Source organism: Longimicrobium sp., from assembly GCF_036554565.1.
In the GTDB taxonomy this organism is placed as follows: Bacteria; Gemmatimonadota; Gemmatimonadetes; order Longimicrobiales; family Longimicrobiaceae; genus Longimicrobium.
In genome coordinates this window covers 1-10,978 of record NZ_DATBNB010000760.1, presented here as the reverse complement: position 1 = coordinate 10,978, position 10,978 = coordinate 1, and the positions used below count along the sequence as shown (strand labels likewise).

General features: G+C 69.9%; 12 protein-coding genes. All 12 read left to right on the top strand.

The annotated features are described in order from the left end of the window. Window positions 1-748 (top strand): hypothetical protein (locus VIB55_RS21460; RefSeq protein WP_331878716.1); only part of this gene is annotated, 748 nt, incomplete at its 5' end. Window positions 749-899: 151 nt separating this feature from the next. Next, window positions 900-1,067 (top strand): hypothetical protein, encoded by a 168-nt coding sequence (locus tag VIB55_RS21455; protein WP_331878715.1) that lies wholly within the window; start codon window positions 900-902, stop codon window positions 1,065-1,067. Between the two features lie 29 nt (window positions 1,068-1,096). Then, complete coding sequence (locus VIB55_RS21450) at window positions 1,097-3,628, top strand: BamA/TamA family outer membrane protein (RefSeq protein WP_331878714.1); 2,532 nt, start codon at window positions 1,097-1,099, stop codon at window positions 3,626-3,628. 79 nt (window positions 3,629-3,707) lie between these two features. Next, window positions 3,708-4,487 carry a signal peptidase I gene (gene lepB, locus VIB55_RS21445; protein ID WP_331878713.1) on the top strand — a complete coding sequence of 260 codons (780 nt, stop codon included), beginning with the start codon at window positions 3,708-3,710 and terminating at the stop codon, window positions 4,485-4,487. 203 nt (window positions 4,488-4,690) lie between these two features. Then, the gene (locus VIB55_RS21440; protein WP_331023577.1) at window positions 4,691-5,548 is read left to right on the top strand and encodes an RNA polymerase sigma factor RpoD/SigA; all 858 of its coding nucleotides are present in this window, start codon (window positions 4,691-4,693) and stop codon (window positions 5,546-5,548) included. Window positions 5,549-5,776: 228 nt separating this feature from the next. After that, a complete protein-coding gene (gene rplM / locus VIB55_RS21435; RefSeq protein ID WP_331878712.1) occupies window positions 5,777-6,205 on the top strand; it encodes a 50S ribosomal protein L13 in 429 nt (142 codons plus the stop codon). A gap of 5 nt (window positions 6,206-6,210) precedes the next feature. Beyond that, window positions 6,211-6,603 (top strand): 30S ribosomal protein S9, encoded by a 393-nt coding sequence (gene rpsI, locus VIB55_RS21430; RefSeq protein WP_331878711.1) that lies wholly within the window; start codon window positions 6,211-6,213, stop codon window positions 6,601-6,603. Window positions 6,604-6,815: 212 nt separating this feature from the next. Beyond that, window positions 6,816-7,694, top strand: coding sequence for a 30S ribosomal protein S2 (rpsB, locus tag VIB55_RS21425; protein ID WP_331071804.1), 879 nt, complete (start codon window positions 6,816-6,818; stop codon window positions 7,692-7,694). A gap of 198 nt (window positions 7,695-7,892) precedes the next feature. Further along, window positions 7,893-8,492, top strand: a complete 600-nt coding sequence (gene tsf, locus VIB55_RS21420) for a translation elongation factor Ts (protein ID WP_331878710.1) — start codon at window positions 7,893-7,895, stop codon at window positions 8,490-8,492. Further along, a complete protein-coding gene (gene pyrH, locus VIB55_RS21415; protein ID WP_331878717.1) occupies window positions 8,492-9,235 on the top strand; it encodes a UMP kinase in 744 nt (247 codons plus the stop codon). The genes tsf and pyrH overlap by 1 nt, the downstream gene beginning before the upstream one ends. Window positions 9,236-9,280: 45 nt before the next feature. Beyond that, the gene (gene frr, locus VIB55_RS21410; protein ID WP_331878709.1) at window positions 9,281-9,832 is read left to right on the top strand and encodes a ribosome recycling factor; all 552 of its coding nucleotides are present in this window, start codon (window positions 9,281-9,283) and stop codon (window positions 9,830-9,832) included. A gap of 368 nt (window positions 9,833-10,200) precedes the next feature. Beyond that, a partial coding sequence (locus tag VIB55_RS21405) for a hypothetical protein (RefSeq protein WP_331878708.1) occupies window positions 10,201-10,978 on the top strand: 778 nt, incomplete at its 3' end.

Here is a 10,978-nt window from a genome sequence, read left to right as displayed (position 1 = left end):
GGGCTGCGCGGCCGTGGCCAACTGGCGCGTCAACGGCATCTGCATGTCGGTGAACCCCACCCTGTCGACGACGGGCCAGGGCGTGATCGGCGTGGGCAGCACGTTCATGCCGCTGATGGGGCTGGGCCTGTTCGGCGAGCTGGCGGTGCACGGGTATGATTCGCCCGCGCACGGCCCGGACGAGGACGACACGCGCTTCCGCGGTGAGGACCGCTTCACCTTCACGCCGCGGCTGGTGCTGGGGCTGAAGGCGGCGTTCGGCAACCTGATTCCGCCGCCGCCGGTTGTCCTGCCGCCGCCGCCGCCGGTGATCGAGACGACGCCTGCGCCGCCGCCGCCGCCGCCGGTCGTGAACAACGACCGCGACATCCGGGTGTGCGTGGTCGAGAACGGCGCGCTCCGCGAGGTTACCGCGACGTACAACACGCAGCGGGCTGACACCATGTACCAGGGCCGCCGCTTCAACGAGGCGTTCCCGGCTACCACCGGCTACGCCGGCGGCGCGACGTGGTACATCAACACCGAGCCGATCACGATCAACGGCCGGCGCTATGTGAAGTACGGCCTGCCGCGGGTGCTCGGTGTCACCGAGGTCACGCGCACGGGCGAGTACCAGGGTGTGAGCGTGTTCGCCGAGTCCGGCGCCACGGGCACTCCGGAAGTGGTGTACGTGCCGGTGCGGACGGGCTGCGAGTTCCAGCCGTACCAGCTCGAGGTGAAGGCCGGCGCGGTGCGCGGCGAGGAGTAATCCTCCCCCGCACGGCTCCAAACGGGAGGGGCGCCTACGGGCGCCCCTCCTTTTTTGTCGTACGGGCGCGGCTTCGCACTTGCATCTCCGGAGTGGGAACGCGGATCGGCAGGGCGCCGCGGGCTGCAATCCCACCATCCACCCGCTCACGATGAACAAGTGGCTCCGCATCGCACTCCTGGCGCTGGCCGCATGGGTCGTGCTTTCCATCGTCTTCAAGATCCTGAACGCCGTGATTCACCTGGTGGTGTTCGGGGCGGGCCTGTTCCTGGTGTACAAGGCCCTCCAGCGCGGCGGGATCGGCCGCGGGGTGCGCTGAGCACGCCCGGGCGGGGCCCGCGCATGGGCATGGTGGCTCCCGCGAGCCGATCGCTGCCGCGCCGGACGATGCTCGCGCTGGGGCTGGCGCTGCTGGCCGGCGCGCCCGCCGCCGCGCAGGACACGACGGTGGTGGCCGGCCCAGGGTACGGCGCGGGCCCGCTCCATCGCGCGCTCTGGGGCGGTGCCTACCGCGACCTGTGGACCACCCCCGTGCGCGTTCCCGTGCTGAACCCCGACACCTTCGCCAGCGGCCTGCGCGTGGTGGAGGCGGGCGGCGGCCTGGCGACCGAGTCGCTTCGCATGCGCGGCGCAGACGGGCGGGAGTACGCCTTTCGCTCGGTGAACAAGACGCCCGAGCGGGGCCTGCCGCCGGACCTGCGCGACGGGCTCGTGGAATCCATCTCCCAGGACCAGGTAGCCAACAAGCATCCCGCGGCCGCCCTGGTGGTGGAGCCGCTGGTGTCGGCCGTGGGGCTGCTCCATCCCCGGCCCGCGCTGTACGTGATGCCCGACCACCCCTTCCTGGGCGAGTTCCGCCGGTTCGCGGGGCGGCTGGGGCAGGTGGAGGTGCGCCCGGAGGATGCCGAGGAGGGGGGAACGACGTTCGCCGGGGCGGACCGGGTGGTAGGCACCGAGCGGCTGTTCGAGCGTCTGGAGGAATCGTCCGCCGAGCGGCTGGACGCGCGCGAGTACCTGACGGCGCGGCTGATGGACGTGCTGGTGGGAGACTGGGACCGGCACGAAGACCAGTGGCGGTGGGCGGGGTACGAGAGCGGCGACCGCTGGCGCTGGCGCCCCGTGCCGCGCGACCGCGACAACGCCTTCAACGACAATCGGGGGCTGCTGCTGGCCCCGGTTCGCGCCGCCTTCCCCCAGCTCACCAAGTTCGGCCCGCGGTACGACGACGTGTTCGGCCTGGTGATCCACGCCTCGGACCTGGACCGGCGGCTGCTGTCGGAGCTGGAGTGGCCCGCGTGGGACTCGGCCGCGCGCTTCATCCAGCAGCGGGTGACGGACGAGGTGATCGCCGGGGCCGTCCGCCGCATGCCCCCCGAGTACCAGCCGCTGAGCGCTCCCGGACTGTCCGGCATCCTGCGGGCCCGGCGCGACAGCCTGCACGCCGCCGCGCGCGGCTTCTACGAGATCCTGGCGAGCGACGTGGACGTGCACGCCACCGACCAGCCTGAGCGCGCGGAGGTGGACCGGCGCGCCGACGGGTCGGTGGAGCTGCGCCTCTATCCCTCCCCCGCGTCGAGCGCCCCGTACTTCCGCCGCCGCTTCCTCCCGGACGAGACGCGCGAGGTGCGCGTGTTCCTGCACGGCGGCGACGACCGCGCGGCGGCGCGGGGAACGGCGGCGCGGTCCATCCAGGTGCGGCTGATCGGCGGCGGGGGTGACGACGTGCTCGCCGACTCGTCCAGCGCCGGGGCGCGGATGACGGTGCTTCACGACCATGGCGACGACGACCGGCTGCTGAGGGGGCGGGGGACGGTGGTCGACACGCGGGAGTACGATCCCGACCCCCCGCGGTCGATGTTCGGCAACCCGCCGGCGCCCCGGGATTGGGGCTCGTCCTTCGCCCCGGTGGCCCCCTGGGCGGGGTGGGTGACCAACGTGGGCCCCATCCTGGGCGCCGGCCCCGTGTGGACGCGCTACGGGTTCCGCCGGCAGCCGTATGCGCGGCAGGTGGCGGTCCGTGCCCTCTACGCGCCCCTGGAGAGCGGGTTCGGCGTAGAGGCGCTGGCGGACTTCCGCCGCACGTCCCTTCCCGGCACGGGCCTGCGCCTCCGCGTCGGGGCGCGCAACTTCGAGGTGATCCGCTTCCACGGCCTGGGCAACGACTCACCGGACGACGAGGAGGTGGACTACGAGGCCGCCCACGACGAGCTGATCGCCGAGGCCGCGTGGTACGGGCGGATGGGCCGGCGCGCGTCGTACTCGCTGGGGCCGGTGGCGAGGTGGCGTGACCCGCGCGGCGGCCACCCCCTGCTGGCGGACGTGCGCGGCGGGGATGGACTGATGCAGGCCGGCGCGGCGGGGCACCTGGTGGTGGACGGGCGCGACACGCTTCCCATCACCCATCGCGGCTGGTGGATGCGCGCCGGGGCCGCGGCCTACGGCGCCGACGTGGGTACCTTCGGCGGGGTGGACGCGGAGGCGCGGGCGTACCTGCCGCTGGGGCCCGGCCCCATTCTGGCGCTGCGTGCTGGCGCCGAGGCGAACGCCGGGCGGGTGCCCTTCCAGGAGGCGGCGTTCCTGGGGGGATACGGGTCGCTGCGGGGCTACCCCTTCCAGCGGTTCGCCGGCGACGCGGCGGTCTTCGGTACGGCCGAGCTGCGGCAGCCGCTGGGCCAGGTGCGGGTGCTGGTCCGCGGCCGCGTGGGTGTGTTCGGCTTCGGCGAGGCGGGTCGCGTGTACGAGGACGGCGACTCGCCCGGGGAGTGGAACCCCTCGTGGGGCGGGGGCGTGTGGTTCGAGTCGCTGGGCCGCGTGGCCACGCTCACCTGGGCGCGCGGGGACGGCACCCAGGTGTACGCCGGACTCGGGCTGCCGTTCTAGGCGCGGGAACGGCGCCCGCCATCATGTGTACGGGTGCGGGGCCTCCCACGCCCGCGACCCCCACGCCCGCGGAACCCGAATGGATCATTCCCGCCACGACCTGCCCGACGACGCGCCCCGCCCGGCGCCGGCCCAGCCGCCCCGCGCGGCGGCGGAGCCCGAGCACGCCATGAGCACCGGGCGCTGGGTGTGGGAGTGGACCAAGGCCATCAGCACGGCCATCCTGCTCTTCCTGGCCGTGCGCACCTTTGCCGTGGAGGCGTTCAAGATCCCCACGGGGTCCATGGAGGGAACGCTGCTGATCGGCGACTTCCTGCTGGTGAACAAGGCCGTGTACGGGGCCGAGATCCCCCTGACCGACCGGCGCCTGCCGGCCTTCGCGAACCCCACGCGCGGCGACGTGGTGGTGTTCCTGCCCCCGCACGACCCCCACAAGAACTACGTCAAGCGGATCGTGGGGATGCCGGGCGACACGCTGGAGATGCGCCACAAGGTGCTGTACCGGAACGGCCAGCCGCAGGACGAGCCCTTCGCGCGGCACACCGACCCGCTGGGCGACCCGGCCGACCCGCGCATGGAGTGGCAGCTGGAGTTCCTGGCCGATCGCGGCCAGACCTACCGCACCTACCGCCCCTCGCGCGACAACTGGGGCCCGCTGTGGGTTCCGCCCGGAAAGTTCTTTGCCCTGGGCGACAACCGCGACCGGTCGGAAGACTCGCGCTACTGGGGGTTCCTGGACGCCACGTCCATCAAGGGCCGTCCCATGTTCGTGTACTACTCGTTCCAGGACGACATCGCCGAGCAGTTCGACTGGCTGACCGGCGTGCGCTGGGCACGCATCGGCGAGGTCATCCGCTAGGCAGGCGCTGATGACGTACTCTTCCCGTCACGTTCGACAAAAAGATTCCCCGAGGGGTTGACAGTTTCGGGCCGCCTTTCCATGTTCCGTAGCAGCCCCGCGGCCCCGCGGGACCGCACGCTCCTCCGCAGTGCCGCTCGCAACATGCGCGTTTCCCGGGCCCGCCCTCACGGCCCGCCGCTTCCGTCTCCCGGAGCACGCCGATGTCGTTCAGCCCCGCCAAGAAACTCCAGGCCGAATCCGAATCGCTGGACCAGTACCTCCGCGAGATCAGCGCCTTTCCGCTGATCGACCGCGACGAGGAGTGCCGGCTGGCACGCCGCATTCGCGACGGCGAGCCCGACGCGATGGAAGGGCTGGTTCGCTCCAACCTGCGGTTCGTGGTGGCGGTGGCCAAGAAGTACCAGAACCAGGGCGTGTCGCTGGCCGACCTGATCAACGAGGGCAACATCGGGCTGATGCGCGCCGCGCGGAAGTTCGACGAGACCAAGGGCATCAAGTTCATCTCCTACGCCGTCTGGTGGATCCGCCAGGCCATCCTGCAGGCCCTGGCCGAGCAGTCGCGCATCGTGCGCGTGCCGCTGAGCCGCGCGGGGGCGGTGCACCGCATCGGCAAGCGCAGCTCGGCGCTCACGCAGGAGCTGGGGCGCGAGCCCACGCTGCAGGAGATCGCCTCGGAGCTGGAGGTTCCGGAAGACGAGATCAGCCACGCGCTGGCCATGTCGCAGGTGTACCTGTCGCTCGACGCGCCCCTGGTGCCGGGCGAGGACGGCCAGCTGCTGGACTACCTGCAGGACAGCCTCTCGCCGGGCCCCGACGACGAGGTGTACGAATCGGCCCTGAAGCGCAGCATCGACGACGCGCTGGGCACGCTGACGGAGCGCGAGGCCAAGGTGCTGCGCCTGTACTTCGGGCTGGGCGACACCGACCCGATGACGCTGGAGCAGATCGGCGAAAACTTCGGCATTACGCGCGAGCGGGTGCGGCAGATCAAGGAAAAGGCGCTGCTCCGCCTTCGGCACCAGTCGCGCGCGCGGTTCCTGGAAACGTTCCTGGCCTGACACGCCGGGGCCGGCGAGTTTGGGGCGGGGGCGCACCGGGGTGCGCCCCCGCTCTCGTTTTCGCTCGGCGCCACGGGTTGACAGGACGCCCGGGATTGTGTATCGTAGCGGTCTGTCCCGACCACGCCACTCCGCCTCGGGCCGGTGCCGGAGGCGGGATTTTTGTCTGTCAAACAACCAGTCGCCGCCCGGATCAGCCCGAGTGCTCCCGGCGCGCAAGTGAGTACGATGAAGACGTATTCCGTTAAGGCGGGGGAGATCGAGCACAAGTGGTTCGTCGTCGACGCGGGGGGCAAGATCCTCGGCCGCGTGGCGACGGAGATCGCGCGAGTGCTGCGCGGCAAGCACAAGCCGACCTTCACCCCGCACCTGGACACCGGCGACTACGTCGTGGTCATCAACGCGGACAAGGTCCGGCTGAGCGGCAACAAGGCCGACCAGAAGACCTACTTCAAGCACACCGGCTACATGGGCGGGGAGAAGTTCATCCCCTTCCGTGAAATGCTGGACAAGCACCCCGAGCGGGTGATCGAGCTTGCGGTGAAGGGCATGCTGCCCAAGAACGCGCTGGGCAAGCAGCTTCGCAAGAAGCTGAAGGTGTACGCCGGCGCGGAGCATCCGCACCAGGCCCAGAATCCCGAGCCCCTCACTTTCTGATCATCATGGCGACGGAACAGTTCAACGCAGTCGGACGCCGCAAGACCTCGGTGGCGCGCGTGTACCTGCGTCCCGGAAACGGCACGTGGGACGTCAACGGCCGCACGCTGGAGGCGCACCTGCCCCGCCACGTGCTGCGCCAGTCTGCCACCCGCCCGCTGGTGGCCACGCAGACCGAGGGCCAGTACGACGTGAAGGTGACGGTGGTGGGCGGCGGTGTCCGCGGCCAGGCCGACGCCATTCGCCTGGGAGTGGCCCGCGCGCTGCTCAAGATCAACGAGGACTTCCGCCGCACGCTGCGCGCCGAGGGCCTGCTGACCCGCGACCCGCGCGAGGTGGAGCGCAAGAAGCCCGGACGTCCGGGCGCCCGCAAGCGCTTCCAGTTCTCCAAGCGCTGATCGGGAGCGCCGGCATGCGGTGCCGGGGTGGCCATGGGCCGTCCCGGCACGCGCGTTTGCCGAAATCCCGGTTCATCAAGCACACCGCCCGACGCCCACGTCCGGGTGCCGCCCCGTAACAGGCGCGGTCGGACGGGCGAACGACGGCGGTGGAAGCCCGGGCCCCGGGGTGGGGCCGCAGGGAAAACCGCATACCGTCAGGACGAAAACCGATGGCCGTACCCCAGATCCAGGAACTTCTCGAGGCCGGTGTCCATTTCGGGCACCAGACCAGCCGCTGGAACCCGAAGATGCGCAAGTTCATCTTCGCGGAGCGCAACGGCATCTACATCATCGATCTCAAGAAGACGGTCCGCCAGATCGAGCTTGCGCAGGAGCTGGTGCGCACGGTGGTTTCGCGCGGCGACCGCATCCTGTTCGTCTGCACCAAGAAGCAGCTGAAGGCCGTGGTGGAGAGCGTGGCCGAGCGCAGCGGCTCGTTCTACGTGACGGAGCGCTGGCTGGGCGGCATGCTCACCAACTTCACGACCGTCAAGAAGCAGATCCGCCGCCTCCGCGAGCTGGAGCGCGGCGTGGACGAGGGCGCCTTCGAGCACTACACGAAGAAGGAGCGCCTGATGCTGGACCGGGAGCGCGAGCGCCTGGAGAAGTACCTGAACGGCGTCAAGGACATGGCCCGGCTTCCCGGCGCCCTCTTCGTGGTCGACAGCAAGCGCGAGCACATCGCCATCTCCGAGGCCCGCAAGCTGGGCATTCCGGTGATCGCCATCGCCGACACCAACGCCGACCCGGACCTGCTGACGGTGCCCATCGCGGGCAACGACGACGCCATCCGCTCGGTCGAGGTGATCAGCAACGCGCTCGCCGACGCCGTGATCGAGGCCCGCGCGGCCATGCCGGCCGACGACCGCCGGCGCGCCGAGGAGCCCGAGGCCACCACGTACAGCAGCGAGACGGGCGCCAGCCAGCCCGCCGACCGCGGCGACGACCGGGGCCAGAAGCGCCGCCCGCGCCGCAAGCGCCGGCCGCGCACCGACGCCATCGCCGGGGTGATCGGCGGGGGCTCCGACGAGGGCGGCGACGCCGAGTAGCCACCGCGCCGACGGCGGAAGGTTTGCAGGGGGCCCCGGCGCGTGTTGCCGGCGCCCCCTTTTGTTTCCGCGCCGCGTGCGGCGCGTTCGGCCGGCGGGGTTGCGCTCGCGCCCCGCAGGCCCGAAAATCCGGCGCCCCGGCTTTCGTCCGCGGGCCACTGACCTACACGACCAATCCTTCGGGACGGAAAGAAGACGATGTCCAACGCGATCAGCGCACAGGCGGTCAAGGAGCTCCGCGACCGCACCGCGGCCGGGATGATGGAGTGCAAGAACGCGCTCATGGAGTCCGGCGGCGACATGGAGGCGGCCATCGACATCCTGCGCGCGCGCGGCGCGGCCAAGGCGGCCAAGCGCGCCGACCGCGAGGCGCGCGACGGCGTCATCGGCAGCTACATCCACATGGGCGGCAAGATCGGCGTGCTGGTGGAGGTGAACTGCGAAACCGACTTCGTGGCCAAGACCGACGCGTTCCAGCAGCTGGTGCGCGACGTGGCCATGCACATCGCCGCGGCCAACCCGGTGGCCATCCGCCGCGAGGACTTCCCGTCGGAGCTGGTGGAGCGCGAGCGCGGCGTGTACCGCGAGCAGATGCGCGAGTCCGGCAAGCCCGAGAAGATCTGGGACAAGATCGTGGACGGGAAGCTGGAGAAGTTCTTCGCCGACCAGGCGCTGCTGGAGCAGCCTTTCGTGAAGAACCCCGACCAGACGGTGGGGCAGCTGATCACCGAGGTGTCGGGGAAGACCGGCGAAAAGATCGACGTGCGCCGGTTCACGCGCTACGCGCTGGGCGAGTGATGGCCGACACCGGCGGGGCCGGGCAGGGCGGGGAGCTGTTCTACCGCCGCGTTCTCCTGAAGATTTCCGGCGAGGCGCTTGCCGGGGAGCAGAAGTTCGGCATCAGCCCGCCGGTGGTGGACCGCCTGGTGGAGGAGATCCGGGTGGTCCACGAGATGGGGGTGGCGCTGGGGCTGGTGGTGGGCGGCGGCAACATCGTCCGCGGCACCACCGCCAGCGCCGAGGGGATGGACCGGGTGAGCGCCGACTACATGGGCATGCTCGCCACGGTCATCAACGCCCTGGCCCTGCAGAACTCGCTGGAGCGCCGCGGCATTCACTCGCGCGTGCTCACGGCCATCCGCATGGAGCAGCTGGCCGAGCCGTACATCCGGCGCCGGGCCATCAGCCACCTGGAAAAGGGCCGCGTGGTGCTCTTTGCCGGCGGCACCGGCAACCCGTACTTTTCCACCGACACGGCGGCGGTGCTGCGCGGCATCGAGATGAACGCCGACGTGATCGTCAAGGCGACCAAGGTGGACGGCATCTACTCGGCCGACCCCAAGAAGGACTCCAGCGCCGAGTTCATTCCCGACATCACCTACATGCAGGCGCTTTCGCGCGAGCTGGGGGTGATGGACGCGGCGGCGCTGTCGCTGTGCAAGGACAACGACATTCCCATCGTGGTGCTGAACCTCGATGACGAGGGCGCGGTGGCCCGCCTGGTGCGCGGCGAGCGGATCGGCACGCTGGTCCACTCGTAGGCTTTCGCGCGGTTTACGGAATTTCCCATCTCCCGGACGGACGACATGTCGAGCCAGCAGAAAGCCAAGCAGCGGATGGAGGGCGCCCTGGAGGCGCTGCGCCGCGAGTTCGCCAACGTGCGCACCGGCAAGGCCAGCCCGGCGCTGCTGGACAGCGTGCGGGTAGAGGCGTACGGCTCGATGGTGCCGCTGAACCAGGTGGGCACGGTGAGCGCCCCCGAGCCGCGCATGCTGACGGTCCAGCCCTGGGACAAGAGCCTCATCAAGAAGATCGAGTACGCCATCCGCGAGTCGGACATGGGGTACAACCCGTCCAACGACGGCAACCTCATCCGCGTGCCCGTGCCGGCGCTTACCGAGGAGCGGCGCAAGGAGTACGTGAAGATGCTGCACAAGCTGGCCGAGGAGGGACGCGTCTCCATCCGCCAGGTGCGCAAGGACGCCAACGACGAGGTCAAGGCGCGCCAGAAGAAGGAGGGGCTGTCGGAGGACGACATCCGCCGCGAGCAGGGCGAGGTGCAGAAGCTGACCGACCAGTACATCGCCAAGGTCGAGGAGCTGCTGAAGCACAAGGAAGCGGACGTGATGGAGGTCTGATCCGGCTCCACGGATCCGGGCTGGACGGCGGGGGCGCACGAGCGATCGTGCGCCCCCGCTCTTTGCATCCTGCCTCGGGAGGATTTGCGGCCTGGCAGAACTGCGGAATGCTGACGGTTATTTTGGGATAGGTGCCAATTGTCTTTGGAGACAAGAGGGCTTCTGTTCGCAAGTCGTTGCCGCACAATCCACTCCCCCGGCCGTCGCGCCCGCGAATACGGACTACACGTTTGTCGCTGGAATGTTTGAATAAAACCTCTTGATTGCTTACGATGTGGACATTATGGTAAACGGAGCCGGGACGGAGCCCACGGGGGCGTCTCCTCACCCGGCGCTGCCAACCGTTCCCCTTTACCTGGAGGCACACCATGCGGCAGCAGCGTTCGAGTCTACTTCGGGTAACCGCCGCACTCTCGCTGGTTCTGGCAGGGTGCACCGACTCCACCGCTCCACCCGACCCGGTTCGGGCCACGGAGTCCGCATCTCGGGATGTCAGCCAACTGCGCGATGCGGCCATCAATCCGGGAGACACGCATTTCAGCGCGAAGCTGTCCACTCGCACCTACGTCGAAGATCCCGAGCAAATGGCGGCGCCCGTGGGGGTCGCGTCGACGTCGGACGTGTCCAGCCAGGTGTACCAGGATTACGGAGAACGATACGTCGAGGGGGGGTACCGCGCCGATGGTCAGGTCGTATTCGGGGTGTACTGGGACGACGCCGTCCAGAGCCCCGAGATCGGGTCTGTGAGGGCGTCGGCCGATCACGTCATCACGTACGACCGGTGGGGTTCGGTGCTGAGTTCCGAGTATTTCGACAGCTACATGGCTGACACCGGATTGCCCGGCGGCACCCTGGTCGACGGGTTCTTCGATGACGGCAGCGGCGGAGACTGCGACCCGACAGCAGTAATCTGCGATCCGACGCAGCCGGCGAGCACCAGCGGTCCAACGGTCACTGCGGCTGAAAACGGAGAATGGCGCGAGATTCGGACGGTTTTCTCTCCAGCTGCGTCGGGTGATTTCACCGCGGCCAGGAGCGGAGCCGGGAAAATCGAGACCGTACGGCGGTACCGCCGTATGGCCGCGGCGCCGGGGCAGTCCACCGGAACGCCCGGCTGGCGGCTGGAGCAGATTCGGCAGACCGTCC

Coding starts and splice junctions, on each gene's coding strand:
- VIB55_RS21455 (WP_331878715.1), top strand. CDS start 900: ATGAACAAGTGGCTCCGCATCGCACTCCTGGCGCTGGCCGCATGGGTC.
- VIB55_RS21450 (WP_331878714.1), top strand. CDS start 1,097: ATGGTGGCTCCCGCGAGCCGATCGCTGCCGCGCCGGACGATGCTCGCG.
- lepB (WP_331878713.1), top strand. CDS start 3,708: ATGGATCATTCCCGCCACGACCTGCCCGACGACGCGCCCCGCCCGGCG.
- VIB55_RS21440 (WP_331023577.1), top strand. CDS start 4,691: ATGTCGTTCAGCCCCGCCAAGAAACTCCAGGCCGAATCCGAATCGCTG.
- rplM (WP_331878712.1), top strand. CDS start 5,777: ATGAAGACGTATTCCGTTAAGGCGGGGGAGATCGAGCACAAGTGGTTC.
- rpsI (WP_331878711.1), top strand. CDS start 6,211: ATGGCGACGGAACAGTTCAACGCAGTCGGACGCCGCAAGACCTCGGTG.
- rpsB (WP_331071804.1), top strand. CDS start 6,816: ATGGCCGTACCCCAGATCCAGGAACTTCTCGAGGCCGGTGTCCATTTC.
- tsf (WP_331878710.1), top strand. CDS start 7,893: ATGTCCAACGCGATCAGCGCACAGGCGGTCAAGGAGCTCCGCGACCGC.
- pyrH (WP_331878717.1), top strand. CDS start 8,492: ATGGCCGACACCGGCGGGGCCGGGCAGGGCGGGGAGCTGTTCTACCGC.
- frr (WP_331878709.1), top strand. CDS start 9,281: ATGTCGAGCCAGCAGAAAGCCAAGCAGCGGATGGAGGGCGCCCTGGAG.